Below are 25,803 nucleotides of genomic sequence, written 5' to 3'. Positions count from 1 at the left end.
TTGCGCTTCGCGATTCGCGAAGGTGGACGCACTGTGGGTGCAGGTGTTGTTGCTAAAATCTTGAAATAGCATCAGGTTATAGTCGCGTTTAATATTATTTGAGTGAGCAGGGATAAAATGGACAAGCAAAATATAAGAATCAGGTTAAAAGCATACGATCACCGTTTGCTAGATCAATCTGTTAAGGAAATTGTCAACACTGCCAAGAGGACAGGAGCTCAAGTTAGAGGTCCAATCCCCCTTCCGACAAACATTGGTAAGTTTACCGTCTTGCGCTCACCTTTTATTGATAAAAAGTCACGCGAGCAATTTGAAATAAGAACTCACAAGAGACTAATAGATATCGTAGACTGGCTGCCACAAACTGTTGATGCTTTGATGAAGCTCGATCTTGCGGCTGGTGTTGACGTTGAAATTAAACTGTAGGAACCAAAAGCTATGAGAACCGGATTAATTGCAGAAAAAATTGGGATGACCCAAATCTTTACAGACGATGGAACACAAGTACCCGTTACCGTGTTAAAAGTGGATAATTGCTCTGTTGTTGCTGTTAGAACAGTTGAGAAGAATGGATATAGTGCGGTTCAACTTGGTTCAAAGATTGCAAAAGCGCAGTCGCTCACAAAACCAATGCGCACCTATTTTTCTAAGCTTGAAGTTGAGCCTAAGGCCCAATTAAAAGAATTTAGAATTGATCCACAGACTCCTATGGCAATCGGTGATAATGTTGGTGCAGATTTATTTGTTGCAGGACAGTTTATTGATGTTACGGGAACATCAATTGGTAAAGGATTTGCTGGTGTTATGAAGCGCCATAATTTTGGTGGACTTCGCGCATCACATGGTGTGTCTGTGTCTCACAGAAGCCATGGTTCAACAGGTAACCGACAAGACCCAGGAAAAGTTTTTAAAAATAAAAAAATGGCTGGTCATATGGGGGTTAGACGTGTTACTAAGTTGAACTTAAAAGTACATGATATAGATGCGTCGCGTGGGCTCATTTATGTGAAAGGGAGTGTCCCTGGTGCGCGCGGTAGTATTGTCTATGTGCGCGATGCGATTAAGAAGCCCGCAAAACAGTAGTTCAGAAGTGATTGCCTTAAGGAATATTGGTATACGAAAATGAAACATGAAGTTGTAAATCTACAAAATAAAAAAGTTGGTGATATTGAATTACCTGATTCAATTTTTCAGCAACCAATCAGAGTCGATATCCTATCCCGAGTTGTTGAATGGCAACTTGCTAAAAGAAGGTCTGGCAACCACAAGACTAAGGAAATTGCAGAAATTAGCGGTACAACAAAGAAAATGTATCGCCAAAAGGGTACAGGCGGCGCGCGACATGGAAGTAAGAGAGCCCCTCAGTTTAGAGGTGGGTCTGTCATATTTGGACCTGTTGTGCGCTCACATGCTTATAGCTTGCCAAAAAAGGTAAGACAGCTTGGTTTAAAGTCCGTTTTGTCTTCAAAACTCCAATCAGGAGATTTAATATTTGTTGATAGCTTTGAGATTAATAAGCCAAAGACAAAGGATCTAAAAGAGATTTTGACCAAATTCGGTACGGAAAATGTTCTGTTAATTGATGTGGATACAACACGTCTTACGAACACTGCTTTGGCTGCAGGTAATGTCATTGGTTTTGATGTGCTTCCTCAAATAGGCGCAAATGTCTATGATATTATGCGTAAAGAAAAAATAATTTTAACAGTAGACGCTGTTAAGGCTTTAGAGGCACGATTAAAATGAAACAGAAAAAGAAAGATATGTTAACTGGCAAAAAGAATATTAATCATCTTGATGTAATACGCTATCCAGTTGTAACAGAAAAAAGTACAAATTTAAGTGCCCATAATCAGGTTACATTTGCAGTTTCAAAAACAGCAACAAAACCAGAAATTAAAGAAGCAATAGAAGCTATTTTTGGCGTTTCCGTAAAAGCAGTTAATACACTTATTCGCAAAGGAAAGACAAAGCGATTTAAGGGCCGTGTTGGGGTGCAAGAGGACATTAAAAAGGCTATTATTACTTTAAATGAGGGTCAACAGTTAGATCTTGGAACAGGAATTTAGCCATGGCTTTGAAAAATTATAAAGCAACAACACCATCGCAGCGCCAGCTGGTAAACATAGATCGCACAGAATTGTGGTCAGGAAAACCATTTAAAGGATTAACCGAAGGTAAATCACGCACTGGCGGTCGTAACAATCATGGTCGTATTACTTCATGGAATAGGGGTGGCGGTCATAAACAGCGCTATCGTCTTGTTGATTTTCGTCGTAATAAGGTAGACATAGCAGCAGTCGTAGAGCGTTTAGAATACGATCCAAACCGATCCGCTTTTATTGCCTTAATAAAATACAGTGATGGGGAGTATTCCTATATTCTAGCGCCACAGCGTTTGAAAGAAGGTGACCAAGTCATATCAGGTGAAAAGGTCGATATAAAGCCAGGCAATGCTTTGCCATTGAAAAACATTCCCGTTGGTACTATTATTCATAATATTGAATCAAAGGTCGGTAAAGGTGGCCAGTTAGCTCGATCAGCAGGTGCTTATGCGCAAATTGCAGGTCGGGATTCAGGCAATACAATTTTAAAACTCTCTTCAGGTGAATTGAGATTGATTAAAGGAGAATGTATTGCCACTGTTGGCGCTGTTTCAAACCCAGATCACCAGAATCGATCCTACGGAAAAGCGGGTCGAAGTCGTTGGTTGGGAAAGAAACCATGTGTACGTGGTGTGGCAATGAACCCAATCGACCACCCGCATGGTGGTGGTGAAGGTCGCACATCTGGTGGACGTCATCCAGTTACACCATGGGGAGTACCAACAAAAGGTAAGAAGACGCGTAAAAACAAGCGCACAAGTAAATTAATTATTAGACGCGCTAAGTAACGGAGACAAGTAAGTGCCAAGATCAGTATGGAAAGGTCCTTTTTTCGACCGCTACCTTTTAAAGAAGTCAGAAGTAGCGCAAAGTTCAGGACGTAAGGATGTCATTAAAACCTGGTCACGACGATCAACTGTGTTGCCACAGTTTGTAGGGTTAACGTTTGGTGTCCATAATGGGAAAAAATTTGTTCCTGTGTATGTGACTGAGAATATGGTTGGCCACAAGCTTGGTGAATTTGCTCCAACAAGAACCTATTATGGTCATGGCGCTGATAAGAAAGCGAAAAGAGGCTAGAATGAAAGCTCAAAATACAGCGACGGCAATCTTAAGAAATGTAAGGGTTAGTCCTCGCAAGTTAAATTTAATAGCTCAGCTTATTAGAGGCAAGGATATTAATAGAGCTGCTGATGTTCTATCGAACTGTCAGAAGAGAGTATCTATTGATGCATATAAAACACTCATGTCAGCGGTTGCTAATGCCGAGAACAATCATGGCTTAGACATTGATCGACTTTTTGTGGAAGAAGCCTATGTTGGTCAGTCTTTTGTATTAAAGAGATTTCACGCAAGGGCTAAAGGACGAGGCGCTGGCATCAAAAAGCCATTCAGCCATTTGACAATTATTGTACGCGAAAAAGAGGTGTAAATATAATGGGGCAAAAAGTAAACCCTATCAGTTTAAGATTAGGTATCAATAAAACCTGGGATTCACGCTGGTACGCAGAAAAAGATTATGCAACACTATTGCATCAAGATTTTGCAATTCGTAAGTATCTTATGGATAATTTGCAACAAGCAGGTATTTCACGTGTGATTATTGAGCGCCCTGCTAAAAAGGCTCGCTTAAGCATATATACAGCCCGTCCCGGTGTTCTTATCGGGAAAAAGGGTGCAGATATTGAGAAGTTAAAGCAAAAGCTTTCAGACATCTCAAAAACAGAAGTAACGATCAATATCGTTGAAGTTCGCAAACCGGAACTTGATGCAAAGTTAATTGCTGATGGTATTGCGCAACAAATTGAGAAACGAGTGTCTTTTCGCAGAGCCATGAAGCGTGCGATGCAATCTGCGTTACGTCTTGGTGCTTTAGGAATTAGAATTAATTGCTCTGGCCGCCTTGGTGGGGCTGAGATTGCTCGTATGGAATGGTATCGTGAAGGAAGAGTTCCCTTACATACATTCCGTTCTGATATAGATTATGGATTAGGTGTCGCAAAAACGACATATGGTACTTGTGGTATTAAGGTGTGGGTGTATAAAGGTGAAATCTTGGAGCATGATCCAATGGCTCACGAAAAAAGACTCATCGAAGGCACAACCGCTCGGTAAATAATGCAGTTTAATGTTGATTAAAGAGGATAAACTTTATGTTAGCGCCCAAGAAAAGTAAATACCGTAAGGCGTTTAAGGGAAAAATTCATGGCATGGCCAAGGGTGGTACTGAAGTGAGTTTTGGAACCTACGGATTAAAAGCCTTGCAACCAGAACGTATTACTGCTAGACAAATTGAAGCAGCTCGACGAGCGATAACACGACATATACGTCGTATTGGGAAAGTCTGGATTCGTATTTTTCCAGATGTTCCAGTTTCAGCAAAACCAGCGGAAGTTCGCATGGGTAGCGGAAAAGGAAATCCTGAGTATCAAATTTGTCGGGTAAAGCCGGGTAGAATTTTATTTGAGTTAGATGGTGTTACGGCAGAAGTTGCAGAAGAAGCATTTAAGCTTGCAGACGCAAAGTTGCCCATTAAAACAAAGTTTGTAAAACGTATTGGTTAAGGTGAAGTGTTGTGAAGTATCAGGAAATTGTAAGTAAAACAGTAAGTCAGCTTTACGATAATTTATATAACTTGAAAAAAGAGTTATTAAATATACGCGTCCAAAGAGCAACTGGGACTGTAGCCAATACATCGCAGATACGTAAAAATCGTAGAGATGTAGCGCGCATTAAAACACGCCTCGTCCAAATGACGAATAAGAAATAGAGCGGAGAAAAGCGATGCCATGTCGTATATTAAAGGGCCAAGTTGTTAGTGATGCAAGTCACAAGACAATTATTGTTCGGGTAGAAAAAAGTGTAAAGCATCCAGTTTATAAGAAGTACATTACACGTTCTTGTAAATATGCAGCCCATGATCCGGAGAATCTTCATAAAACAGGAGATACCGTAAGAATAATTGAGTGTAGGCCTATTTCTAAGACGAAAAAATGGCATGTTATGGATGAAACGAATACAAAAGAAGTAAAGGCTCCAAAGCTATGATTCAAGTAGAGACAAGGCTGGAGGTTGCAGACAACTCAGGCGCAAAAGAAGTTCAGTGTATTAAGGTGCTTGGTGGATCAAAACGTCGCTATGCATCAGTAGGTGACATTATTGTCGTTTCTATTAAGGGAGCTTTACCAAAGGGTAAAGTTAAAAAAGGCGATGTTCATCGTGCTGTTGTTGTCCGCACCAAACAAGCCATCCGCCGTCAAGACGGTAGTGAAATTCAATTTGATAGAAATGCTGCTGTATTAATAAGCAAACAGAATGAACCAATTGGGACACGTATATTTGGCCCAGTTACGCGTGAACTGCGTTCCGTTGGTTTTATGAAAATTATTTCTTTAGCTCCTGAGGTGTTATAATGACGGCAGTAAAATTTAAAATTCGCAAGGGCGATACAGTTATTGTACGAACAGGACGAGATAAGGGAAAAAAGGGTGAAGTATTAAGCGTCGTTAAGGATGATGCAAAAATATTTGTGAAAGGTATTAACAGCGTAAAGCGCCACACAAAGGCGACACAAACTAATGCTGGCGGTATTGTTCAAAAGGAATTGCCAATTCATATTTCAAATGTTGCCCTTATTGATCCAAAGGATGGGTCTTTTACAAAGACGGGCTTTAAATTTCAAAAAGATGGTACAAAAGTTAGATATGCTAAAAAGAGTGGCGAAACACTTTAATACAGACGAGAGCAAATATGGCACGGCTATTAGATATATATAAAGAAACAATTAGACCTCAGTTAATGAAGGACTTTAATTACAAAAATGTACTTGAAGTGCCTAAACTGGATAAAATTGTTATCAATGCATGCGTTGGCGAAGCAACACAAGATAGCAAAAAGTTGCAAACGGTTATTGATGAGTTGATGGCTATAACAGGTCAAAAACCAATTGTTACAACAGCAAAGAAATCAATAGCTCAATTTAAACTGCGTGAAGGTATGCAAATCGGTGCAAAAGTTACCTTGCGCAAAGAAAGAATGTACGAATTTATGGACCGTCTCATAAATATCGCTTTGCCACGGGTAAGAGATTTTAGAGGACTATCTGCAAAAAGTTTTGATGGTCACGGAAATTATGCTATGGGTGTTAAAGAACAAATTATTTTCCCAGAAGTGGATTATGATAAAGTTGATAAAGTTCGTGGTTTTGATGTGATTATTTGTACAACGGCAAAAACAGATGCGGAAGGCCTAGCCTTGTTAAAGGCTTTAAATGTTCCGTTTATACAATTTAAGGATTAACTGAGTTATGGCAAAACAAGGCTCAATTGAAAAGAACAATAGGCGCAAACGCTTGGTAAAACAAGCTGAAGGTCGCCGTAGTGCATTAAAGAAGATTATTTCAACTAAAGATGCACCCATAGAAGATAGAATTATGGCAACATTGAAACTTGCTGAAATGCCCCGTAATAGTTCAAGGACACGCGTACGTAATCGATGTTTGTTGACAGGGCGTCCTCGTGGGTATCATAGAAAGTTTAGTCTTTCAAGAATTGCTTTGAGAGATTTGGGTTCAGCTGGATTAATTCCAGGTATTATTAAGTCGAGTTGGTAACAATGAATATAAATGATCCAATTGGTGACATGTTAACCCGTATTCGTAATGGACAACGTGTCGGAAAGAAATCAGTAGAATCGCCTTCTTCAAATATGCGTAAGCGTGTTTTAGAGGTCCTTCAAAATGAAGGCTACATCAGAAATTATCGATCAGAAGTTGTCCGTAAAGGCATCGAAAAGATTATAATTGAATTGAAGTATAATGAAGGGCAACCCGTCATCGAATCCATCGGACGGGCATCAAAACCAGGTAGGCGCTTATATTGCGCTGTTAGAAAGCTTACAAGCCATCATAGTGGTCTTGGAATTAGCATTTTATCTACCTCAAAAGGGGTAATGTCTGATATTGATGCAAGAGCTCAAGGTGTCGGTGGTGAAATAATCTGTCAAGTATTTTAAGGTGTTGATATGTCTCGTGTAGGGAAAAATCCTGTAAATGTGCCGTCTGGTGTTACAATAACAATTAACGCCAATGTGATTGAAGCACAAGGGAAAATGGGTAAGGATTCTTATCAGTTTCCGGATAGTGTTTCAATTGAACGTACAGATACTTCAATTGTGGTAAAGCCACGCAACAATGAAAAAACATCCCGTATGATGTGGGGCACTGCTCAACGCCGTATTGCGAATATGGTTTCAGCCGTCGATAACGGCGCTACTGTTAATTTAGAGCTTAGTGGTGTTGGTTATAGAGCTTCAGTGCAAGGGTCAAAACTTGTTCTACAATTGGGCTATAGTCATGATGTAGAATATCCAATACCCCAAGGGATCGTTGTTAAGTGCGAAAAGCCAACATCTATCTCTATTACAGGCCCGAGTAAGCAAATGGTTGGACAAATGGCAGCTGAAATTCGATCCTATCGTATACCAGAGCCTTACAAAGGCAAAGGCGTCATACGTCAAGGTGAATTTGTCGTCAGAAAAGAAGGTAAGAAGAAATAGTCATGGTATTAGCAAAAAAATCACAGGACAGACGAAAGCAAAGAATACGTACAAAGTTACGCAAAGTTAACTCAGGGCGTCTTAGGCTTACAGTATATCGTTCTAATTCTAATATATATGCACAGATCATTGATGATGAGAAAGCTTCAACGCTTGCCACTGCATCAACCGTGGATAAAGATATAAAGAAGGCAATTAAAAATGGTAGTAATAAGGAAGCAGCAGTAGCTGTTGGCCAGTTAATTGCTAAAAGGGCCACAAAAGCAGGCATCAGTGAAGTATATTTTGACCGATCCGGATATTTATATCACGGAAGAGTTAAAGCGCTAGCAGATGCAGCACGTGAAAATGGACTAAGCTTTTAGAATATTATGCATTTAGGGAAATAAAATGGCTAAACCAACCAATACAGAAAAGAATACCAAGGAAGAGAACGAGCTGATTGAGAAGCTTGTTAGTGTGCGCCGCGTTACAAAAGTTGTTAAAGGTGGTAAGAATTTACGCTTTTCTGCTCTTGTTGTTATTGGCGATGGTAAAGGCAAAGTTGGATTTGGTGCTGGTAAAGCGCGAGAAGTTCCAGATGCCGTTCGTAAAGCCACAGAACAAGCAAAACGATCAATGATACGCGTTCCTCTTCGAGAGGGAAGAACCCTCCACCATGATGTAAAAGGGAAATTTGGAGCAGGCAGCGTAAATTTGCGGATGGCACCTGCAGGTACTGGTATTATAGCCGGTGGACCAATGCGTGCTGTATTTGAAGCTTTGGGACTTCAGGATGTTGTAAGTAAATCAGTGGGTACATCAAACTACTATAACGTGGTTCGTGCAACATTTAATGCTTTAACAAATATGACATCTCCCAGACAAATTGCAGAAAAGCTTGGCCGTAAGGTTCCTGAAATTGTAGCGCGCCGTGATGCCGCTTTGGCAAGGAGATAATTATGGGTAATGATAAATTAAGTAAAACAGCAACACCTAAAAAGCCGAGTGCGGCCCCAAAAAAAGCAGCACCGAAAAAGGTTGAGACAGTTGCAAATAAAGAAGGACCTGTTGTAGAGCCAAAGAAAAGTTCTACATCCCAGGCACCAGTAAAATCTGTAAAGAAGATTGAGCCTTTAACAGCAAAGAAGGGCATGATCATTATTAAACAAATTGGAAGCCCAATTCGCAGAGATCCACGTCAGGTCCTTTATCTTAAGTCCCTTGGTTTGGGTAAGTTAAACAGAATTCGTCAAGTTATAGATAATCCTTCAACGCGAGGATTGCTTGATAAACTACGACATATGGTTGTGGTTACTGAACAATAAAGAATTGAGAAATTATCATGACTATAAAGTTAAATCAAATTAGAGATAATTTAGGCGCCCGAACCAAGAAGAAGCTTCTTGGTCGCGGTATTGGATCTGGTTTAGGCAAAACCTCAGGACGCGGCGGTAAAGGTCAGACGGCCCGTTCGGGTGTTGCTTTAAACGGTTTTGAAGGTGGTCAAAACCCGATTTATCGTAGGCTTCCTAAAAGAGGCTTCGTAAATATTCATGCCATGCGGATGTTTGAACTTACTTTTGACAAAATCAATTTACTGATTAAGAACAAAAAAATAGATCCATCTAAGCCAATAGATCGTGATGTCTTGATTCAGTCGAGAGTTATGAAAAAGTGGTTTGATGGTATTAGTTTAATCGCAACAGGCAAACTAGAGCAAAAAGTGACTTTGGAGATAACGCGTGCATCAGCGCCAGCAAAAGAGTCTGTTGAAAAGCTAGGTGGTACCATTAAATTTGCGTGAAAATAAAGATTTGATGAGAGTCTTTTAGAAATAATTACTTATTTAGGTTTAACCGAAATAAGTTATTGAATAGTAAATGAAAACAACATTTTATATTAAGACTAGGGGAACTATATGTCTTCTGCAATCGAACAGTTTGCATCCAGCATAAGTTTAAAAACTTTCACTAAAGCAGAAGATTTAAAAAAAAGAATCTGGTTTACTTTAGCAGCGCTTGTTATTTATCGCCTTGGTACGTATATACCATTACCTGGTATTAATCCGGATGTAATTGCAGAATTTATTCAAAGAAACGCCGGTGGTTTCTTTGGTATGCTTGATATGTTTTCAGGTGGTGCTATTGGTCGTATGACCATATTCTCCTTAATGATCATGCCTTACATTTCCTCTAGCATCATCATTCAATTAATGACATCCGTTTCCCCTCATCTTGAGGCTTTAAAGAAAGAAGGGGAGTCTGGACGACGTAAAATCAACCAATACACACGATATGGTACAGTGTTTTTAGCAAGTATCCAAGCTTATGGAATTGCCGTGGGTTTAGAAAAAATGACTGGAGGAACTGGCGCTAGTGCTGTCCTTGATCCAGGTATATTTTTCCGTCTGACAACCATGATTACCCTTACAGGGGGTACACTATTTATTATGTGGTTGGGTGAACAAATCACATCACGAGGTATTGGAAACGGAATTTCTCTCTTAATTTACGCTGGTATCGTTGCAAACCTTCCTCAGTCAGTGTTTAGGACAATAGAATTGGGTAGAACAGGTTCATTATCTTTTCTTCTTATATTGGGTATCCTTTTTATGGTCGCTGTTGTTATTGGGTATGTTGTTTTTGTCGAAAGAGCCCAAAGACGCATTTTAATCCAGTATCCGAAGCGCCAAGCAGCCCCGGATCGTCCTGCTGCGGCCCAGACGACTCATTTGCCCTTAAAGCTTAACAGTGCTGGTGTTATCCCTCCAATTTTCGCATCAGCGTTGTTGTTGTTTCCCGCAACTATTGCTGGCTTTTCTTCGGGAGGAGCTCCTGATACATGGTTGGGTACAATTGCTTTGTATTTGAATCATGGGACAGCATTGTATATGAGTTTATATGTCTTTATGATCGTGTTTTTTGCATTCTTTTATACGGCGATTGTTTTTAATCCCGCTGAGACAGCAGAAAACTTAAGAAAAATGGGTGCTTATGTTCCAGGGGTTCGCCCTGGGCCCAGCACTGCAAACTATATCGATTATATTTTGACAAGATTAACGGCTGTTGGAGCGTTGTATTTAGCCTCTGTTTGTATTATTCCTGAATTTATTATTACGCGGGTTGGGTCTTTGCCTTTCTACCTTGGTGGAACAAGTATATTAATTGTTGTAAGTGTCACTATTGATACCATCAATCAGGTTCAATCTCATTTGTTGGCACATCAATATGAAGGTTTAATTCGTAAATCTCGAGGGAAGGGAAGACGGTAAAATGATTATCGTTTTTTTTGGGCCACCTGGTTCAGGAAAGGGGACGCAAGCCCAAGAGTTGAGAAAGACGATAAAGAACCTAGTTCATGTCTCAACGGGAGATATACTCAGACAAGAAATTAACTCTGGTTCAGAGCTTGGTCGTAGTATACAGTCCAAGATGCAAGCTGGTGAATTTGTCACCGATGAAGTTGTCATACAGCTTGTTTCGGATATTTTGAACAAAAATGCTGAAAAAGCATTTATTTTTGATGGTTTTCCAAGAACATTGAAGCAAGCTATTGCATTTGATAGGCTTCTTGGTGTAGAAAATTTAAAGGTTGATGTTGTTTTTGACTTTGATGTAGATGTTCAAGTGCTCATAGAGCGTGTAACGGGACGTTACTTATGCTTAGAGTGTGGTGCTGTATATCATGAAACAAACAGGAAGCCCAAGATTGATAGCATATGCGATCAATGTGGTTCCTGTAATTTTGATAAGCGGCCCGATGATACAAGTCACGTTTTAAAAACGAGACTTAAGATATATCAGGAGCAGACAACGCCCGCAAAGAAGTACTATGAGGACAAAGGTGTCTTGAAAAGAATTAATGCGTCACTTCCCCAAGGTGAGGTGACATCGTTTATAAATACAGCCTTATTAGAGGCAGGTTTAATCAGAAGAGGAGAGTAATGTGGCTCGTATTGCTGGCGTCAACATCCCGACACAAAAGAGGGTCGTTATTGCCTTAACATATATTTATGGCATAGGTCCTGTGCGTGCAGAAGAAATAATGAATAAGGCTGGCATAGATTTTAAACGCCGCGTTAATCAATTATCTGACCAAGAGATTTTAAAGATTCGCGAAATTATTGATCGGGACTTTAAAGTGGAAGGTGATTTGAGACGTGAAGTATCCATGAACATTAAACGGTTGATGGATTTAGCATGTTATCGTGGTTTGAGACATCGTAAAGGGTTACCTGTCCGCGGACAAAGAACCCATACAAATGCACGTACTCGGAAAGGCAAAGCTGTAGCGATTGCCGGTAAAAAAATGGTTGGTAAATAAGTAAAGGATAGTTGGGGCGATTATGGCACAAAAACCAGTAGGGAGAGTTCGTCGGCGAGAACGCAAAAACATCGTTAATGCTGTCGCTCATATAAATGCAACTTTTAACAACACAGTCATTACGATTGCCGATGAACAAGGAAATGCAATTTCTTGGTCTTCAGCCGGGACGGTTGGTTTTAAAGGATCACGTAAATCAACACCATATGCAGCTCAGATTGCTGCTGAAGATGCCGGGAAAAAGGCATCTGAACATGGTGTTCGTAATATTTCAGTTATGGTAAAGGGCCCTGGTTCAGGGCGTGAAACAGCATTGCGTGCGTTACAGTCAGTCGGCTTTAATGTGACGATTATTCGCGATGTTTCACCGGTGCCACATAATGGATGTCGTCCACCTAAACGACGTCGTGTATAGGGTTTGCCATCTGGCTTTAAGACCGTTGGCGGTTTAATGGAATTAGATTAAAAGAGTGGGGAAGACACGTGCTTCAAAAAAATTGGGAGTCATTGATTAAACCATACAAACTGAATATTCAGTTTGTAGATGCAGATTTGCGTGAAGCAGAAGTTATTGCCGAGCCCTTAGAAAGGGGATTCGGGATGACTCTTGGCAACTCATTGCGTCGCATCCTATTGTCATCTATTCAAGGGGCAGCAATTACAGCTGTAAAAATTGATGGTGTCCTTCATGAATTTTCCACAATCCCTGGTGTACTAGAAGATGTAACGGACATTGTCTTAAATTTAAAGACTGTTGGTGTGCGTCTGCATTCTGAGACTTCAAGAAAGATTCGCTTAAACGTATCAAAAAGTGGTCCCATTAAAGCATCGGAAATCTTATGTCCTTCAGAAGTTGAGATATTAGATCCTGATGTTATAATTTGTACTCTTGATGAAGGGGCAAGTTTGAACATGGAACTCACCGTTGAGTCTGGAAAAGGATATGTCCCAGCAGGACAATTGGTTCAAGAAGATAAGCCTATCGGTGTTATTCCGATTGATGCCATCTTCAGTCCGGTTAAAAGAGTTAGTTTTCGTGTGGAGCCTACCCGTGTTGGACAACGTACGGACTATGATAAATTGACCATGCGGGTTTTAACAGATGGGTCTATCAAACCAGATGACGCCGTGGCATTAGCTGCTCGCATTATGCAAGACCAGTTACAACAGTTTATAAATTTTGAAGAACCAAAATACGCAGAACGACCTACTGAAGCCTCTGATTTACCATTTAATCGCAATCTATTGCGTAAAGTTGAAGAATTAGAACTCTCCGTGCGTTCTGCTAATTGTTTGAAAAATGAAAATATTTTATATATTGGTGATTTGGTACAAAAATCAGAAAACGAAATGCTAAAAACACCAAATTTTGGACGTAAATCCTTAAATGAAATTAAGGAAGTTCTGGATGGTATGGGCCTTACCCTTGGGATGATGATTCCAAATTGGCCCCCTGAGAATATTGAGGAACTTGCTAAGAAATTAGAAGATCCTTATGCTTAAAGATTATCACGCTTAACTTTGGTTTAAGCGTAAAGCTGGAGAATTTAAAATGAGACATGGATTAAGCGGCAGAAAATTAAACCGCACAAGCGCCCACAGAAAGGCTTTATTTGCGAACCTTGCTCAAGCTTTGATTGAGCATGAGCAAATAACAACGACATTGCCAAAGGCCAAGGATTTGCGCCCCATTGTTGAAAAACTCATTACATTGGGAAAGAAGAAGTCATTAGCAGCACGTCGACAAGCTATTTCTCAAATTAGGTGTGAAACATTGGCTGCAAAGTTGATGGGACCTCTAGCGGACCGTTATAAGTCCCGGAATGGTGGTTATATTCGCATTATTAAGGCTGGGTTTCGCTATGGCGATAACGCGGCTCTTGCTATTATTGAGCTGGTTGATCGTGATGAGGCTGCAAAAGGAGCGAAAGATCTGGAGCGCCTCACTGGTGAACAATCAAACCAAGTCCCTGCACTTAAATAGCACCTATCGTTTCATAAGTTACAAATATCAGTTTAGGCACTTTTGAGATATCAAAAGTGCCTTTTTCTTTGTTCTAAATATTCATCTCATCTAAATACAACTTAATTTTCTCTCGAGGAGCCCCTTAGGCAAGTTTGGCAGGGCATATCGTTATAATATATGCGCAAGAACGAACACCGCCTTGGTGAGGCTGATTGGACGAAGAACGTGAATTTATCCAATTTTGATGTTTCATCGTTCCAGAAACATACGGTCTCACGATGTAATACCAACTCTCATTTAGTTAATCAATCAAATAGGAGTATTAAATAAAAATATCAAAATATTGCAACTTATTCACGCAAAATTAGGCAAGGTTTAATTAAAATTAATCATTAAATAAAACATTTGATTCTTTTGTTGATTTGCATATAAATTACCTAGTTATCAACAATCTTATTGAGAACATTATGAGAAATTCTTTAATTCCGACAATTTTAGTTATACTTGCAAGTTCTAATCCCGCATTAGGGGCGAATTCTGTTTCTTTGGATGATTTTAGACCCGTAGAAAGAATTTCTATAAATAGAAAACGAAATGAAGTTATTAACATCGATTCTGCAACTCAATGCACAGAGTTATGTAAGCAATTGATACGAAATGAAATTGATCTATGCATTAGTGTTCAAAAGGATATGGTAGATCAAGATAAAAACTTTAAAATGATTATTTCATCTTTGGGTGGTATTCAAACTAAACTTAGTAAGATCAGAGAAGAAAAATCCACTATTATTCAACAGATTGATGATGAGAAATTAAAGGATAAACAGGATAAGCGGAGATTAGGTCTTTTATATCAGAAACAAGATCAATTGCAGTTGGAATTGCAAACAGAACTCATAAATGACCTAAACCAACGACAAGCTTTATTTGAACCACTCCCTCAATATATTGAGCCCTATCATCTTTATAAATCCTATTCGACCATTATCAAAGACCTTGAGACAGCTTTTTCTGTATTTCTTTCGGTAAAAAATGATCAAAAACTTGAATCTATGTATCTCAAAAATCTTATTTCTGAATTAGCTAGTAAAAGCAGAAGGATGGAGCGACAAAATACGCATAAGAAAGGGTTACTTGACTCATACTGTGATGCAAAATATATGTATTGTGAGGTTCACATAACCCAAGATTTTGTTAAGACATTGATAGATATCCTTGAAATGAAACGCTTAGAGCTTAGTGATGAAGAAGCTGAATCAGGTAAAGCAGAATTCTATGAACGTGAGGTACGAAAATCCTTTTTGCCGTCAAATCTGGTAGATAAGAACGCAATTTCTCCCAAGAAATCTAACAAGAAGAAAAGAAATGCGCGTTACGCAAAGAAGGGGGGAGTTAAGCAAAAGCCTAATGAAATTCCCAATGAAAATAAGCCTGAGATTAGGGAAGAAGCAAATCCACCTGTACTAGAAACAGCGCAAGCGCCCAATGAAGGCAAGTCGGTTCAGGAGCCTATTAGGCGACCAGAGGTGCCCGATGTTTCTGTTCCAATCAGAGAACAGTCCATCATTGTGCAAGAGCCTCTCTCATCCATACAGCCTGGTGAACTAGAGCCCCTGCTTCAAAAGCCATGGCTAAAATATTCTGAGAAGAGTAAGGGTAGAAATGAAAGGACAGAGACCCTCCAGCCTTCTGATCAAACACTTGCCAACAATTTGCCCCTAAAACTGAGTGATGAGGCGGTACTTACGGCTAAAATCTTGCTTGGGGCAGGGGCTGAATTTGCAAAAATGTCATTGCCTATGAATCAATATAAAAGCCTTGTGTGTGAACTAAATGAGGGTATGGTTGCCAGTGCGAAACGTGGGGATGTGTTCTTAGCACGTTCTTTTACGAACCATCAAATTGTGAAGACAGTAATTCATAGACTTCATGGAGATAAATCAGATCATATACCCCGAAATACAAATCATTGGTACCTTGCCAAAACCTTTCTTGAAAATGTTGGAATTACCAAAGAATTTCTAAATTATGGAAGTAATACTACCCATTAAGAAGTAATGATTTCTCCCTACTTATTATTGATGGTGGTTGCTTCTGTTAATTTAGCAATTTTCTTTATGTCAGAGGCTATTCTATTGCCAAGCTCTCTTAAAGCTTTATTGGCAGCCTCATTATCCCCCCGTGAATTTGCCCCATTAATATCTTCAACCAGCTTCGCTTTAGCGCTCTCGTTTTCTTCAACCTCTGCTTCCGTCAAAATTTTATTTTCTATCATCTTATCGTGGAGCTTTCTAACGCCTGTTCGAGCATAGGCTGCATCGTCATAAGGAACGTGCCCTTCAGCCGCATTCGTTTGCAAAGTACATAGAGAAAAAGCGCCTAAAACAAGTCTATATTTTGTCATTTAATTTTCCTAAAGTTGATAATAATTTTTTCAAATATCTTCTTTTCACCTTCAGATGTCAATTCATATTATGAAAAATTATCAATGCTTTTTAATTAAAAGCATGAATTATGTCTTTTTAGCAACGTTTCCCACATGTATTTTAAAAAAAATATAGAAATTACAATATGTTAAAAAGGAGGGGCTAACCCCTCCTTTAGGTATTGTTGAGGGCAGCTGCTTTAAGGACCCCAGGCATAATAGGGGGCATAAGGGTTAGTATCTTCCAAGCTTTGTCCTGCCTTTAAGAGCGCCTTCCCAATTTGACCTAAGAATGTTTGGTCATTAAAGCCAGTGTCGACAATGGGATTTACACGCATTGAAAATCCTGCCTTTTCATAGAACTTCATTGTGATATAGTCTTCAACAAAATAAGGCATCACGAGAGATTTTGTGTAGGATTCATCCTGATTGGAAGGTTCCACTATATTTTGGACTTGCTCAAGTAATACGATTTCATTAAAAGCCATACGAACTTTATCAAGATCCTTCATTTTAGGATTGTCACTTGTTGAAAAGCCCAGTTTGATTGCAAGATTTAGAGCTATTACATCATCGAATAACACTTTTGTAGTCTGATCAGCTTCAGATTCAAGATTGAATTGATCAAGATACTGTTGGACTTTCATGGCTTTGTTGATGCTGACAAAGTATTCTTTCATTTTCTGTGAAGGGGCCTCTAAGCGAGATTCAATCTCTTTCCTAGAGAGGTGGGGGGATTGTTCCTGATCGAAGAGAACAGCGCTCATTTGATTTCTTGAAATAATAGCCTCTATCTCATCTTCTGCTGCAGAGCCTGGAGACGTATAATCAGCCCAAACAGTACTCTGTGTGCCGCTTAATACCAGAAACAAGCTGGTCATTAGGACTAATGATTTGATTGACATGAAACCCTCCTATCTTTTGCGCAATGTATGAGTGAAACATACCCTCATCACTATATAAGATAGGGCGGAAACCTTAAATATCAATAGGTTTACTGTGTCGATTCTTAAACTTTTCTACAAATTCTGGTAAATGGGATAATACCTCGGAAAAAGCGAGCAATTCCTTGGTTGGGGCATATACATGACGGTAGAAAATTCCGCGAGGGCCACAGGCTTTGGGGTCGTTCTTTCCAAAAAAGAGCGTCATAACAGGACAAAGGCAAGTTGAGGCAATATGCATCGGCCCAGTATCGTTGCCAATGGCAAAGGTCGCGTGAGTGGCAAGTGTAATCATGTCCATCACCTTAGTTTTTCCTGTTAAATCAATCGCTTCAGAGCAATGATCTGTAATGATACTGTTGTCTTCGTCTGGCCCACCAACAATAACAGGGGTAAGACCTTCTTTGACAAGAGCTGCAGCAACCGCGCCATAGCAATCCAAGGGCCAGCATTTCGTGTGCCGATGGGCAGGTGAGGCGCCAGGAGCCAATAAAACATAAGGGGTGGGGAGGGGGAAGTCTCGGATATCCCCTGATAAGCGGGTTAAGTTCAAAGGAGGCAGGACATCTATTCCTCCCGCCTTCAAGAGGCCTTGTAGACGTTCTTGATGATAGGTGGGCACGTCGGGAAGATAATAGCGATGCGAGGCTCCCCATGAAGTTCCGACCCATTCAGGGCGCTTCTTCCGCTCAAATGGATTTTTGATCAAGTGCGAATAGAAATTTGTCCGATCGACCATCTGAAGATCATAGACTCTGTCGAAGGAGCCAGATCTTAACTTTTGTCGTACTTTCCACAGGGTTTTCAATTTAGTAAACTTTGCTCGCTCGTCTAGCCAAATCTCGTCAAAATAGCCGGTTTGCTGTCCTAAGCTTTCATAAGGGCGGGTCGTTAAGAGGGTGATGTGATCCTTCGGGTGATGAGCGCGGATGGCTTCAAAGGCGGAGGTGGCTGCAAACATATCCCCCAGGGCTCCCAGTTTGATGACAAGAATGCGTTTCAATGGACTAACTCTCTATATAAATCTATGGTTTTATTGCACATTTTGCTTAAGGAGAAATTTTTACAGATATGGGCACGGGCTGCTTTTCCCATTTTTTGGCTATTTTCAGGAGAAAGTTTTAGTGTCTGAATCATGGCATCTGCTAAAGCCCGTGAATCGCCTGGGGGTATAAGATAGCCAGTTTTAGTATCTTGGCACAGTTCAGAAGTGGCGCCATGGTTAGAAGCAATAATCACGCGTTCCATGGCACCGGCTTCTGCGGTGACGCGCCCGAAGGCTTCTTGAGCCAGGGAAGGATAAACAACAAAGTCAGCGGCGGCATAGGCGGCTCGAGGTTGAGATATATGAGGAACAAGGCGAATAGGGAGTCCCTCACATTGGCGTCGCACATCAATAGAATAGGGGGAATTTTCCTGATTCCTTCCTAAAATAATCCCAAATACATTCGGGTTATTGAGGCGTCGTATCGCTTCAATAAAGATGGTTTGACCTTTGATGCGCGTCACGCGGCCGGGCAGCAAATACACAGTCGCATGAGGCGGAATACTCCAGGTTTTGCGTAAATCTATTATTTCTTGTTGCGTTACTAGTTGTGGGTCAAATTCTTCAACATCTATCCCTTCATGAATGAGACGAACTCGAGGAACCGCTGTTGGATGTTCTTGCCCAATATGCTTCATAATGAATTCTGAGATAGCAATAACTCGGTCACCCTTGGTCATTATTGAATTGTAGAAAGATTTGAGGGCGTTTGAGGTGTTGTAGGCACTATGATAAGTGGTAACAAGCGGAATCTTCGCGAGACGCGCAGCCCACAAGGCACTCCAGGCAGGCGCCCGAGATCGAGCATGGATGAGTTGAATGTTATGTAATCGGATGAGATGAGCCAATCTTCGCGCATTGCTTAACATTTGCAAGGGGTTTTTGGTAGCCAAAGGTAAAGTAAAATGGGAACCCCCTGCCTGTTCAAGGCATGGTAAAAGGGATCCGCCGCTTGAGGCTACAAAAGTAGTTGGAAAAGCTTGTCTCAAACCAGCGACCATGTCCAGGGTGACTCGCTCAACCCCGCCTCCGTTCAGTTCCGGTAAAATTTGTAAAACTCGCAAATTTGACACGATTATATCCTTATTCTCCAGGTAGTATAGAGGAATTGGTCCTGAGATGTCTAGAAATGTTCTTTATAACCACACCTCAATAGTAAATCACAAATATATGAGCCACATATGAGAATAATATTTATGAATCAATTTAATAAAAACAAATACATGATTAAATGGATGTTAATACAAAGTATGTATTATAAAATATGCATCTATTAATAATGGAGGAAAAGATGAGTAAATTAAATACATCCGCTGTTTTGTTTGGTGGTCTATTGATTTCTATTAATGCGGCAATTGCTTCACCTTGGGACCCAGGGGGAACAAGAGATGAGCCATTGTACAGTGACCCTATAGGAACAACCACGATAGATGGGACAGGTTCAATTCATGTTGATGGGCAGAGTGCGAATAATATAGATGGTAATAGTACAATCAATAAAGATGGCTCCAACCCTGAAGTGTTACCAAGAGGGAAAGACGAATAAGAGGAGTCGACGACCACAGAACATCAAGTGTTGACCAAGACACGTAATTGGTCAACACACTATTTCCTCTAGAATTTAACCTCAAAACGTCTTAATCTATTTTTATGCGTCGAATAATACTCAGTTTTTTGTTCTTTTTGGGCATTGGAGCCCTGGGGTGGGTATTCCTTATCTGGGGACCCGGAGGCGTCCTTTCGTTTGGCCCCCATGCCCAAGATGTTACGGTCATTGTTGAAAAAGGGAATACCTTATCCACAACGGCTCAAATCCTCAAAAAGGATGGGGTTTTGGTACATCCTTGGGTTTTTATGTCTGCTGTCCTTATCTCTGGAAATCGTGGCGCCTTAAAAGCAGGGGAGTATATCATTCCGGCCCAAGCGCGTCCGATTGATATCGTACATATCCTGGCAAGCGGTAAAGTTGTTGTGCACCAGGTCACCATACCTGAGGGGATGACCGTACATCAAATTATGGATGTGATCAAAGGAATTCCGAATATGAGCGGGAAGATCATTCGGATCCCTGAGGAGGGGGCCCTGTTACCGGAAACCTATAGCTACGTGCGGGGTGATTCTCGGGAGAAAATCATGTCTCAAATGCGTCGGGCAATGAAACAAACTTTAGAAAGAGTCTGGAAGGCCCGAAAAGAAGATTCTCCCCTTAAGACACCTGAGGAGCTTTTGGTCTTGGCTTCCATGGTTGAAAAAGAAACGGGCATAGCAAAAGAACGGCCCCTTGTTGCCGCCGTATTTCTTAATCGCCTCAAGAAAGGAATGAAGCTGCAGTCGGATCCGACGGCGATCTATGGCCTCACCCTTGGAGAAAAGCCATTGGGGCGTCTTCCGACGCTAAACGATATGAAGCATGTGTCTGCTTATAACACCTATGTCATACCAGGTTTGCCGCCAAAAGCAATCGCATGCCCGGGCCTCAAATCTCTACAAGCAGTTATGAATCCAGCGCCTACGAATGATTATTACTTTGTTGCGGATGGCACGGGTGGTCATGCATTTTCGCCGACCTACAGTACCCATATCCAAAATGTGAAAGAGTGGAGAAAGACTCAAAATAAAGGGTAAAACCTTATGCTTCGCTTGCATACCCGCAAGCAGCGAGGGCCTCTTGCATTTGAAGAGGAGGCATGGCCGCCACGGGAATAGGAGCCTTTTTTGGATAGAGAGGAATTTCCAGAGAGCGTGCATGGAGGTGTAGTCCATCCTTTGGGATTCCCTCTTGATCAGGTCCATAAATATAATCTCCAAGGATGGGGTGCCCAAGGGCCGCACAATGGACCCGAAGCTGGTGGGTCCGCCCCGTTTGAGGGGTTAGTTCCAGCCAAGTGAGTCCATCTCCTCGCCCCAATACCCGGTAATCTGTTATGGCGGAGACGCCATTCTCCTGGTCAACCTTCATCCACCAATGCTTACGACTGCTTGATTGTTTGCTCAATGGCAAATCAATACGCCCCTCGTCTTCAGAAAATCTACCAGAAACAACAGCCCAGTATGACTTTTTAATGCGGTTTTCGGCAAATAATACACCCAAACGTCTTGCCGCTTCCTTATGGCGAGCCAAAATCAAGCACCCACTTGTGCCGCGATCCAAGCGATGACCGAGCGTCGGAGGATTTGGCAACCCAAATTGAAGGGCAGGGAAGTACCTTTCCAGATTATGTAGACCCCCATTGGCAGTATGTACAGCAATACCGGACGGTTTATCCAAAACCAGAATAAGGGCGTCTCGATATAAAATGCGTTTGATGATTTCTTCAGGGTTCATGGTACGTCTTCTGGGGATCGGAGGACTAATGAAAGGGCATGAATCTGCCCTTTAAGCTCGTCTTCTAAAATTGTATGAACGAGGCGATGGCGGGCAATGAGGCTGAGGGGGGTAAAAGCCTCTGAGACGATCGTGACCTTAAAATGACTCTTTCCCCCAGGTCGAGCCGCTGCATGACCTGCATGTTTATGAGATTCATCTACAACCTCTAAAAAAAGAGGCTTTAAAGCTTCAGACAATTTATTTTGAATGATCGTTTCCATGGGGGGATATTATAGGAAAACGCTGAGGTTTACCATTGTTTTTCTTAAGGAACCTTCCGGAACCCTTGAGCCACCACATAAACTTCAGCAGAATCTTTTCGGCTTGCAGGGGGTTTGAAGTGGCTGACTTTGGCGAAGGATTTTTTTAAACGGGCGAGAAGGGTGGCTTCGGTGCCTCCTTGGAGAACCTTGGCAACAAATGTGCCGCCGGGTTTTAAGACAAGGCAGGCAAATTCGTAAGCAGATTCAACTAAATTCATGATGCGAATATGGTCAACGTCTGTCATTCCACTGGCAGGAGCGGCCATATCACTCAAGAGAACGTCAACGCCACCATTGGCCTTTGCTGCAAGACTTTCCAGAATGCTCTCCACTGTTGTATCTTCTGTAAAATCAGCTGTTAGGATGGTAACGCCGTTCAAAGGAGACATCTCGGTCAGATCCACGGCAATAATCTGGCTGCCTGTTGTTGCCCCTTTTTGTGTGCCGATTTTAAGCTTTTCTACGGCTACTTGTGTCCACCCTCCTGGGGCGGCTCCTAAGTCAACGACAGTAATACCCGGTTTTAAGAAACGGAATTTTGCATCGATTTCGATCAGTTTGAAGGCGGCTCGGGATCGATATCCCAAATCACGCGCTTTTTCAACGTAAGGATCATTCAATTGTCGCAGAAGCCACATGCGGGAAGATTCAGTTCGCTTAACGCGGTCCTTGAGCATGACTTTACCAACCTTAGGAGATCCCTTTTTCTTTTTGTCTGTGGTCTTTTTCTTTTGTTTATTGGAAGGGCGCGGTGGTCGCGTCACGGTCTATAGCTCCTCTAACAAGTCCATTAATATACCTTCGCGTACACCGCGATCCGCTACACGTAAGCGCGGCAAAGTCCAGACATCACAGATTCCCTCTAAAATTGCCGTTCCCATCAAGACGAGGTCTGCACGTCCGGGGCCAATGCAAGAACTTTGGGCACGCTCGAGATGGGTCATGGCCAAAAGGCCCGCACTCACCGTATGAATGTCTTTTAAATCAAGAAAGAGCCCATCAATAAATCGTCGATCATACTTTGGTAATTTTAAATGAAGAGCGCCGATGGTAGTGACTGTACCTGAGGTTCCCGCCATTTGAACTTCGGCATTTTGGATGTGGCTGATAATATTATTCTTTTCAGAAAAACGGGCTACCTCCCCGGCGACCTTTTGGCGTAAATCATCGTATATCCCAAAGTCAGTGAAGCGTGTTCCATAAATTTCACTCAAAGTCACAACGCCAAAGGGTAGGGAAGCACAGTCTATGACTTCGACAATAGGAATTGTGGAGCGCCTGTTTTTTGGTGAGGGTAATAATCTTAACCAGATAATTTCCGTACTACCGCCCCCAATATCAAAGGCAACTGCGTAAGGGATGGTGGGGTCAAGAATGGCGGCACAGCCAGACAAGGCTAATCGAGCTTCTTCAAGAGGGGTAATAACCTCTATATTGATCCCAAGCTCTGTGCGCGCTTTCTGCAATAAATCAGCGCTATTTTCCGCCCGTCGGCATGCTTCAGTTGTCACGGCACGGATCTTGGTCACATGATTTTTGGATATTTTGTCTCGGCATATCCTTAAGGCTTCGAGCGTCCGCGTGATGGCGGCAGGTTGCAAGAGATTGTTCGCCTGAATCCCTTCTCCAAGGCGAACGACACGCGAAAATGAGTCGACAACCCGAAAGCTCGTTCCTTCAGGTCGAGCGACCAGCAAGCGACAAGACGTGGTACCAAGATCAATAGCCGCAATCACCGGCCCAGGCTGGACCGTGGGCATGTGGCGGGCTAATGGATATCTGCCAGTCTTTCTTCTTGATACGCTACTCAACACATCACTCTCATTCGTTGCTCTTGACACCTAAATTTTATGTCTCTCACCATAAGCATATCACAAAGGGAATTAAAAATCGCTTTATGAATGTCAAATGCCAAAATTTCTTATCAATTGAAGGATTGGGAAGCATCCTTTTCGTAAAAAAAGGGAAGATCCTTCCCAGGCATTATCGTTATGACCTATATTTTCCGCCTTCTCAAAAAGCAGTGGATATGATAGGTCATGGAAGCATTGGGGGATAGTTTAGCGGTAGAACTCCCGGCTCTGGACCGGGCAACTCTGGTTCGAATCCAGGTCCCCCAGCCACATTATAGAGAGCGCTAGAATGTCATTCTATTTAACACATCCCTATCTGATTTCTTTTCTCTTTACCTTTGTGCTGTCTCATTTGATCACAAGAGCGATGATTCTTATCAACATTTCTGACGTGCCTAAGAGTCGCTCAGCGCACGATATGCCTACGCCTCGAGCAGGAGGTGTCGCTGTAGTGGTGAGCTTTTTTGGAGGCGCAAGTCTGCTCTTTTATCTTTACCCTCCGTCTCATGGTTTCTCATGGGATGTTTTGGGGCTTGTGGCCGGGGCGAGTCTCATAGGGGCAGGGGTGAGTTTTCTAGATGACATCGGTCATGTACCTTACCGCTTGAGGCTTTTGGTCCAGGCCTGCATTGCGATGGCTTTAGTGGCAGCCGGGCTCAAAATTCATTGCCCTGCTTTGGAAGGGCTTCTCATTCTTCCCTTTGTTGAATTCTTTCTGACTCTTCTTTTCATTATCTTTGTGACGAATGCTGCAAATTTTGTGGATGGACTCAATGGCTTGTTATCGGGTTCCGTCTTACTGGCATTGCCATTTATGTTAGCTACGACAATTCTGATGCCAAGTTCCTTTAGCAGTGATTATTGGACATACCTTATTTGTGTTGTCCTGTTTGGGGCTATTCTGGGGTTTTATCTCTATAACTTTCCGAAAGGCCGGATATTTTTAGGTGATGTTGGAAGTGTCTTTATTGGGCTTATGGTTGGCATTATCGCCTTGATGGGCCAGAAAAGCCATCCGGAGCAGCCGACATGGCTATTTATAAATGCCCGATTATTTCTTCTCATCTACCCGTTGGGATTTATATGGTTTGATCCGGTCTTCACTGTGATTCGGCGCCTTTCATTAGGTCGTTCTATGTTTGAGCCAAATCGGGACTTTCTCCTCCATCTTTTGAACAGGTCTGGTTACACTCATAGTCAAGTCAGTGGCTTATATTATTTAAGTGTTGTGTTGCTTGGGTCAATGGCATTGATAACGCCGATGGGATATATGCCGTTTCTGGGGTTAGTGTTTGGATACGTCCTATTGCAATCCCTTTTTGTCATCTGGGTTTTTTCACAAGCGCGGCGTTCTGGTGTGACGGTATAATACCATTGAAAATTAAGGGCTTTTTAATTTTATTTAAAGAATCTTTAATTAAATGAAGAAAAGTGTTTGACAGGGTATGTAAAGATGGCTTAGAAGTGTGAATACAGTGTTGTTGGAGCTGAGAAGTCCCAACGACCCTTTTTGATCTTTGAAAGAGTTAATATAGGAAGGTATGTAGGTGGCGTAAGGAATCGACTTGAATGTCGAAGCTTAACGCTAATACATACTAGTAGATGTACATGCATATATGAGCTTCGTCAATTCAGGATACATAACATGAGAGTTTGATCCTGGCTCAGAACGAACGCTGGCGGCATGCTTAACACATGCAAGTCGAACGGACTTATAGGGCTTGCTCTATAAGTTAGTGGCAGACGGGTGAGTAACGCGTGGGAATGTACCTTTTGGTTCGGAATAACTACGGGAAACTGTGGCTAATACCGGATAAGCCCGTGTGGGGAAAGATGTATCGCCGAAAGAGCAGCCCGCGTTAGATTAGGTAGTTGGTGGGGTAAAGGCCTACCAAGCCTACGATCTATAGCTGGTCTGAGAGGATGATCAGCCACACTGGGACTGAGACACGGCCCAGACTCCTACGGGAGGCA

Annotated in this window: 40 protein-coding genes, 1 tRNA gene and 1 rRNA gene; 34 read left to right on the top strand and 8 right to left on the bottom strand. The window is 41.7% G+C overall.

Annotation, left to right across the window (positions count from 1 at the left end):
- The 29 genes from K2Y18_09620 to K2Y18_09480 form a co-directional block, all read left to right on the top strand.
- Positions 1-69: elongation factor Tu (locus K2Y18_09620; GenBank protein ID MBX9805991.1), on the top strand; the 69-nt coding region annotated here is incomplete at its 5' end.
- 48 nt (positions 70-117) lie between these two features.
- Positions 118-426: a 30S ribosomal protein S10 gene (gene rpsJ, locus K2Y18_09615; GenBank protein MBX9805990.1), complete on the top strand. Its 309-nt coding sequence runs from the start codon at positions 118-120 to the stop codon at positions 424-426.
- A 12-nt stretch (positions 427-438) separates the two neighbouring features.
- A complete protein-coding gene (rplC, locus tag K2Y18_09610; GenBank protein MBX9805989.1) occupies positions 439-1,083 on the top strand; it encodes a 50S ribosomal protein L3 in 645 nt (214 codons plus the stop codon).
- A 39-nt stretch (positions 1,084-1,122) separates the two neighbouring features.
- Positions 1,123-1,746 (top strand): 50S ribosomal protein L4, encoded by a 624-nt coding sequence (gene rplD, locus K2Y18_09605; GenBank protein MBX9805988.1) that lies wholly within the window; start codon positions 1,123-1,125, stop codon positions 1,744-1,746.
- Positions 1,747-1,763: 17 nt separating this feature from the next.
- Positions 1,764-2,069, top strand: coding sequence for a 50S ribosomal protein L23 (locus K2Y18_09600; GenBank protein MBX9805987.1), 306 nt, complete (start codon positions 1,764-1,766; stop codon positions 2,067-2,069).
- Positions 2,070-2,071: 2 nt separating this feature from the next.
- The gene (gene rplB / locus K2Y18_09595; GenBank protein ID MBX9805986.1) at positions 2,072-2,893 is read left to right on the top strand and encodes a 50S ribosomal protein L2; all 822 of its coding nucleotides are present in this window, start codon (positions 2,072-2,074) and stop codon (positions 2,891-2,893) included.
- A gap of 13 nt (positions 2,894-2,906) precedes the next feature.
- Positions 2,907-3,185 carry a 30S ribosomal protein S19 gene (gene rpsS, locus K2Y18_09590; GenBank protein ID MBX9805985.1) on the top strand — a complete coding sequence of 93 codons (279 nt, stop codon included), beginning with the start codon at positions 2,907-2,909 and terminating at the stop codon, positions 3,183-3,185.
- 1 nt (position 3,186) lies between these two features.
- The gene (gene rplV / locus K2Y18_09585; GenBank protein ID MBX9805984.1) at positions 3,187-3,537 is read left to right on the top strand and encodes a 50S ribosomal protein L22; all 351 of its coding nucleotides are present in this window, start codon (positions 3,187-3,189) and stop codon (positions 3,535-3,537) included.
- Between the two features lie 5 nt (positions 3,538-3,542).
- A complete protein-coding gene (gene rpsC / locus K2Y18_09580) occupies positions 3,543-4,220 on the top strand; it encodes a 30S ribosomal protein S3 (GenBank protein MBX9805983.1) in 678 nt (225 codons plus the stop codon).
- A 38-nt stretch (positions 4,221-4,258) separates the two neighbouring features.
- Positions 4,259-4,669 (top strand): 50S ribosomal protein L16, encoded by a 411-nt coding sequence (gene rplP, locus K2Y18_09575; protein ID MBX9805982.1) that lies wholly within the window; start codon positions 4,259-4,261, stop codon positions 4,667-4,669.
- Positions 4,670-4,680: 11 nt separating this feature from the next.
- Positions 4,681-4,875 carry a 50S ribosomal protein L29 gene (gene rpmC / locus K2Y18_09570; protein ID MBX9805981.1) on the top strand — a complete coding sequence of 65 codons (195 nt, stop codon included), beginning with the start codon at positions 4,681-4,683 and terminating at the stop codon, positions 4,873-4,875.
- A gap of 14 nt (positions 4,876-4,889) precedes the next feature.
- Entirely contained in the window at positions 4,890-5,153 is a 264-nt protein-coding gene (rpsQ, locus tag K2Y18_09565) for a 30S ribosomal protein S17 (protein ID MBX9805980.1), read from the top strand.
- On the top strand, positions 5,150-5,518 hold the full coding sequence (gene rplN, locus K2Y18_09560; protein MBX9805979.1) for a 50S ribosomal protein L14: 369 nt from the start codon (positions 5,150-5,152) through the stop codon (positions 5,516-5,518). The genes rpsQ and rplN overlap by 4 nt, the downstream gene beginning before the upstream one ends.
- Complete coding sequence (gene rplX, locus K2Y18_09555; protein MBX9805978.1) at positions 5,518-5,838, top strand: 50S ribosomal protein L24; 321 nt, start codon at positions 5,518-5,520, stop codon at positions 5,836-5,838. The genes rplN and rplX overlap by 1 nt, the downstream gene beginning before the upstream one ends.
- A gap of 17 nt (positions 5,839-5,855) precedes the next feature.
- On the top strand, positions 5,856-6,404 hold the full coding sequence (rplE, locus tag K2Y18_09550; GenBank protein ID MBX9805977.1) for a 50S ribosomal protein L5: 549 nt from the start codon (positions 5,856-5,858) through the stop codon (positions 6,402-6,404).
- A gap of 7 nt (positions 6,405-6,411) precedes the next feature.
- Positions 6,412-6,717, top strand: coding sequence for a 30S ribosomal protein S14 (rpsN, locus tag K2Y18_09545; protein ID MBX9805976.1), 306 nt, complete (start codon positions 6,412-6,414; stop codon positions 6,715-6,717).
- Positions 6,718-6,719: 2 nt separating this feature from the next.
- On the top strand, positions 6,720-7,118 hold the full coding sequence (gene rpsH, locus K2Y18_09540; protein MBX9805975.1) for a 30S ribosomal protein S8: 399 nt from the start codon (positions 6,720-6,722) through the stop codon (positions 7,116-7,118).
- Positions 7,119-7,127: 9 nt separating this feature from the next.
- A complete protein-coding gene (gene rplF / locus K2Y18_09535) occupies positions 7,128-7,661 on the top strand; it encodes a 50S ribosomal protein L6 (protein MBX9805974.1) in 534 nt (177 codons plus the stop codon).
- Between the two features lie 2 nt (positions 7,662-7,663).
- Entirely contained in the window at positions 7,664-8,026 is a 363-nt protein-coding gene (gene rplR, locus K2Y18_09530) for a 50S ribosomal protein L18 (protein ID MBX9805973.1), read from the top strand.
- 25 nt (positions 8,027-8,051) lie between these two features.
- The gene (rpsE, locus tag K2Y18_09525) at positions 8,052-8,600 is read left to right on the top strand and encodes a 30S ribosomal protein S5 (GenBank protein ID MBX9805972.1); all 549 of its coding nucleotides are present in this window, start codon (positions 8,052-8,054) and stop codon (positions 8,598-8,600) included.
- Between the two features lie 194 nt (positions 8,601-8,794).
- Positions 8,795-8,968 (top strand): 50S ribosomal protein L30, encoded by a 174-nt coding sequence (gene rpmD, locus K2Y18_09520; protein ID MBX9805971.1) that lies wholly within the window; start codon positions 8,795-8,797, stop codon positions 8,966-8,968.
- Between the two features lie 23 nt (positions 8,969-8,991).
- Positions 8,992-9,447 (top strand): 50S ribosomal protein L15, encoded by a 456-nt coding sequence (gene rplO, locus K2Y18_09515; protein ID MBX9805970.1) that lies wholly within the window; start codon positions 8,992-8,994, stop codon positions 9,445-9,447.
- Between the two features lie 114 nt (positions 9,448-9,561).
- Entirely contained in the window at positions 9,562-10,914 is a 1,353-nt protein-coding gene (gene secY, locus K2Y18_09510; GenBank protein ID MBX9805969.1) for a preprotein translocase subunit SecY, read from the top strand.
- A 1-nt stretch (position 10,915) separates the two neighbouring features.
- Entirely contained in the window at positions 10,916-11,587 is a 672-nt protein-coding gene (locus K2Y18_09505) for an adenylate kinase (GenBank protein MBX9805968.1), read from the top strand.
- A 1-nt stretch (position 11,588) separates the two neighbouring features.
- Positions 11,589-11,966 carry a 30S ribosomal protein S13 gene (gene rpsM, locus K2Y18_09500; GenBank protein MBX9805967.1) on the top strand — a complete coding sequence of 126 codons (378 nt, stop codon included), beginning with the start codon at positions 11,589-11,591 and terminating at the stop codon, positions 11,964-11,966.
- Positions 11,967-11,988: 22 nt separating this feature from the next.
- A complete protein-coding gene (gene rpsK, locus K2Y18_09495; protein MBX9805966.1) occupies positions 11,989-12,381 on the top strand; it encodes a 30S ribosomal protein S11 in 393 nt (130 codons plus the stop codon).
- A gap of 68 nt (positions 12,382-12,449) precedes the next feature.
- Entirely contained in the window at positions 12,450-13,469 is a 1,020-nt protein-coding gene (locus K2Y18_09490; GenBank protein ID MBX9805965.1) for a DNA-directed RNA polymerase subunit alpha, read from the top strand.
- Between the two features lie 49 nt (positions 13,470-13,518).
- Positions 13,519-13,950, top strand: a complete 432-nt coding sequence (gene rplQ, locus K2Y18_09485) for a 50S ribosomal protein L17 (protein ID MBX9805964.1) — start codon at positions 13,519-13,521, stop codon at positions 13,948-13,950.
- A 404-nt stretch (positions 13,951-14,354) separates the two neighbouring features.
- On the top strand, positions 14,355-15,983 hold the full coding sequence (locus tag K2Y18_09480) for a hypothetical protein (GenBank protein ID MBX9805963.1): 1,629 nt from the start codon (positions 14,355-14,357) through the stop codon (positions 15,981-15,983).
- A gap of 17 nt (positions 15,984-16,000) precedes the next feature.
- Here the strand turns inward: K2Y18_09480 and K2Y18_09475 are convergent, their stop codons facing one another.
- The 4 genes from K2Y18_09475 to K2Y18_09460 form a co-directional block, all read right to left on the bottom strand.
- Entirely contained in the window at positions 16,001-16,336 is a 336-nt protein-coding gene (locus K2Y18_09475) for a hypothetical protein (GenBank protein ID MBX9805962.1), read from the bottom strand.
- Between the two features lie 221 nt (positions 16,337-16,557).
- Complete coding sequence (locus K2Y18_09470) at positions 16,558-17,262, bottom strand: hypothetical protein (protein ID MBX9805961.1); 705 nt, start codon at positions 17,260-17,262, stop codon at positions 16,558-16,560.
- Positions 17,263-17,335: 73 nt separating this feature from the next.
- Positions 17,336-18,304 (bottom strand): glycosyltransferase family 9 protein, encoded by a 969-nt coding sequence (locus K2Y18_09465; GenBank protein ID MBX9805960.1) that lies wholly within the window; start codon positions 18,302-18,304, stop codon positions 17,336-17,338.
- A complete protein-coding gene (locus K2Y18_09460) occupies positions 18,301-19,419 on the bottom strand; it encodes a glycosyltransferase family 4 protein (GenBank protein MBX9805959.1) in 1,119 nt (372 codons plus the stop codon). Before K2Y18_09460 ends, K2Y18_09465 begins: the two co-directional genes overlap by 4 nt.
- A 218-nt stretch (positions 19,420-19,637) precedes the next feature.
- On the opposite strand from K2Y18_09460, the gene K2Y18_09455 reads away from it, so the two are divergent.
- Complete coding sequence (locus tag K2Y18_09455) at positions 19,638-19,892, top strand: hypothetical protein (GenBank protein ID MBX9805958.1); 255 nt, start codon at positions 19,638-19,640, stop codon at positions 19,890-19,892.
- A gap of 104 nt (positions 19,893-19,996) precedes the next feature.
- The gene (mltG, locus tag K2Y18_09450) at positions 19,997-20,971 is read left to right on the top strand and encodes an endolytic transglycosylase MltG (protein ID MBX9805957.1); all 975 of its coding nucleotides are present in this window, start codon (positions 19,997-19,999) and stop codon (positions 20,969-20,971) included.
- A 4-nt stretch (positions 20,972-20,975) separates the two neighbouring features.
- Here mltG and K2Y18_09445 read toward each other — a convergent pair whose 3' ends face one another.
- The 4 genes from K2Y18_09445 to K2Y18_09430 form a co-directional block, all read right to left on the bottom strand.
- Entirely contained in the window at positions 20,976-21,671 is a 696-nt protein-coding gene (locus K2Y18_09445) for an RNA pseudouridine synthase (protein ID MBX9805956.1), read from the bottom strand.
- Positions 21,668-21,934, bottom strand: coding sequence for a BolA family transcriptional regulator (locus tag K2Y18_09440; protein MBX9805955.1), 267 nt, complete (start codon positions 21,932-21,934; stop codon positions 21,668-21,670). The genes K2Y18_09445 and K2Y18_09440 overlap by 4 nt, the downstream gene beginning before the upstream one ends.
- A gap of 44 nt (positions 21,935-21,978) precedes the next feature.
- Complete coding sequence (locus tag K2Y18_09435; GenBank protein ID MBX9805954.1) at positions 21,979-22,653, bottom strand: RlmE family RNA methyltransferase; 675 nt, start codon at positions 22,651-22,653, stop codon at positions 21,979-21,981.
- Between the two features lie 90 nt (positions 22,654-22,743).
- Positions 22,744-23,736: a Ppx/GppA family phosphatase gene (locus K2Y18_09430; protein ID MBX9805953.1), complete on the bottom strand. Its 993-nt coding sequence runs from the start codon at positions 23,734-23,736 to the stop codon at positions 22,744-22,746.
- Between the two features lie 289 nt (positions 23,737-24,025).
- On the opposite strand from K2Y18_09430, the gene K2Y18_09425 reads away from it, so the two are divergent.
- From K2Y18_09425 to K2Y18_09415, 3 genes are all read left to right on the top strand, one after another.
- Positions 24,026-24,099: transfer RNA gene (locus tag K2Y18_09425), tRNA-Gln, on the top strand.
- A gap of 19 nt (positions 24,100-24,118) precedes the next feature.
- Complete coding sequence (locus K2Y18_09420; protein MBX9805952.1) at positions 24,119-25,198, top strand: undecaprenyl/decaprenyl-phosphate alpha-N-acetylglucosaminyl 1-phosphate transferase; 1,080 nt, start codon at positions 24,119-24,121, stop codon at positions 25,196-25,198.
- Between the two features lie 272 nt (positions 25,199-25,470).
- Positions 25,471-25,803 (top strand): 16S ribosomal RNA (locus tag K2Y18_09415); the annotation flags it as partial.

This window comes from Alphaproteobacteria bacterium (genome assembly GCA_019746225.1).
Taxonomy (GTDB): domain Bacteria; phylum Pseudomonadota; class Alphaproteobacteria; order Paracaedibacterales; family VGCI01; genus VGCI01.
This window is presented reverse-complemented; position numbering and strand designations above follow the sequence as displayed.

Coding starts and splice junctions, on each gene's coding strand:
- rpsJ (MBX9805990.1), top strand. CDS start 118: ATGGACAAGCAAAATATAAGAATCAGGTTAAAAGCATACGATCACCGT.
- rplC (MBX9805989.1), top strand. CDS start 439: ATGAGAACCGGATTAATTGCAGAAAAAATTGGGATGACCCAAATCTTT.
- rplD (MBX9805988.1), top strand. CDS start 1,123: ATGAAACATGAAGTTGTAAATCTACAAAATAAAAAAGTTGGTGATATT.
- K2Y18_09600 (MBX9805987.1), top strand. CDS start 1,764: ATGTTAACTGGCAAAAAGAATATTAATCATCTTGATGTAATACGCTAT.
- rplB (MBX9805986.1), top strand. CDS start 2,072: ATGGCTTTGAAAAATTATAAAGCAACAACACCATCGCAGCGCCAGCTG.
- rplV (MBX9805984.1), top strand. CDS start 3,187: ATGAAAGCTCAAAATACAGCGACGGCAATCTTAAGAAATGTAAGGGTT.
- rpsC (MBX9805983.1), top strand. CDS start 3,543: ATGGGGCAAAAAGTAAACCCTATCAGTTTAAGATTAGGTATCAATAAA.
- rplP (MBX9805982.1), top strand. CDS start 4,259: ATGTTAGCGCCCAAGAAAAGTAAATACCGTAAGGCGTTTAAGGGAAAA.
- rpsQ (MBX9805980.1), top strand. CDS start 4,890: ATGCCATGTCGTATATTAAAGGGCCAAGTTGTTAGTGATGCAAGTCAC.
- rplN (MBX9805979.1), top strand. CDS start 5,150: ATGATTCAAGTAGAGACAAGGCTGGAGGTTGCAGACAACTCAGGCGCA.
- rplX (MBX9805978.1), top strand. CDS start 5,518: ATGACGGCAGTAAAATTTAAAATTCGCAAGGGCGATACAGTTATTGTA.
- rplE (MBX9805977.1), top strand. CDS start 5,856: ATGGCACGGCTATTAGATATATATAAAGAAACAATTAGACCTCAGTTA.
- rpsN (MBX9805976.1), top strand. CDS start 6,412: ATGGCAAAACAAGGCTCAATTGAAAAGAACAATAGGCGCAAACGCTTG.
- rpsH (MBX9805975.1), top strand. CDS start 6,720: ATGAATATAAATGATCCAATTGGTGACATGTTAACCCGTATTCGTAAT.
- rplF (MBX9805974.1), top strand. CDS start 7,128: ATGTCTCGTGTAGGGAAAAATCCTGTAAATGTGCCGTCTGGTGTTACA.
- rplR (MBX9805973.1), top strand. CDS start 7,664: ATGGTATTAGCAAAAAAATCACAGGACAGACGAAAGCAAAGAATACGT.
- rpsE (MBX9805972.1), top strand. CDS start 8,052: ATGGCTAAACCAACCAATACAGAAAAGAATACCAAGGAAGAGAACGAG.
- rpmD (MBX9805971.1), top strand. CDS start 8,795: ATGATCATTATTAAACAAATTGGAAGCCCAATTCGCAGAGATCCACGT.
- secY (MBX9805969.1), top strand. CDS start 9,562: ATGTCTTCTGCAATCGAACAGTTTGCATCCAGCATAAGTTTAAAAACT.
- K2Y18_09505 (MBX9805968.1), top strand. CDS start 10,916: ATGATTATCGTTTTTTTTGGGCCACCTGGTTCAGGAAAGGGGACGCAA.
- rpsK (MBX9805966.1), top strand. CDS start 11,989: ATGGCACAAAAACCAGTAGGGAGAGTTCGTCGGCGAGAACGCAAAAAC.
- rplQ (MBX9805964.1), top strand. CDS start 13,519: ATGAGACATGGATTAAGCGGCAGAAAATTAAACCGCACAAGCGCCCAC.
- K2Y18_09475 (MBX9805962.1), bottom strand. CDS start 16,336: ATGACAAAATATAGACTTGTTTTAGGCGCTTTTTCTCTATGTACTTTG.
- K2Y18_09470 (MBX9805961.1), bottom strand. CDS start 17,262: ATGTCAATCAAATCATTAGTCCTAATGACCAGCTTGTTTCTGGTATTA.
- K2Y18_09455 (MBX9805958.1), top strand. CDS start 19,638: ATGAGTAAATTAAATACATCCGCTGTTTTGTTTGGTGGTCTATTGATT.
- mltG (MBX9805957.1), top strand. CDS start 19,997: ATGCGTCGAATAATACTCAGTTTTTTGTTCTTTTTGGGCATTGGAGCC.
- K2Y18_09445 (MBX9805956.1), bottom strand. CDS start 21,671: ATGAACCCTGAAGAAATCATCAAACGCATTTTATATCGAGACGCCCTT.
- K2Y18_09440 (MBX9805955.1), bottom strand. CDS start 21,934: ATGGAAACGATCATTCAAAATAAATTGTCTGAAGCTTTAAAGCCTCTT.
- K2Y18_09435 (MBX9805954.1), bottom strand. CDS start 22,653: ATGCTCAAGGACCGCGTTAAGCGAACTGAATCTTCCCGCATGTGGCTT.
- K2Y18_09430 (MBX9805953.1), bottom strand. CDS start 23,736: ATGCCCACGGTCCAGCCTGGGCCGGTGATTGCGGCTATTGATCTTGGT.
- K2Y18_09420 (MBX9805952.1), top strand. CDS start 24,119: ATGTCATTCTATTTAACACATCCCTATCTGATTTCTTTTCTCTTTACC.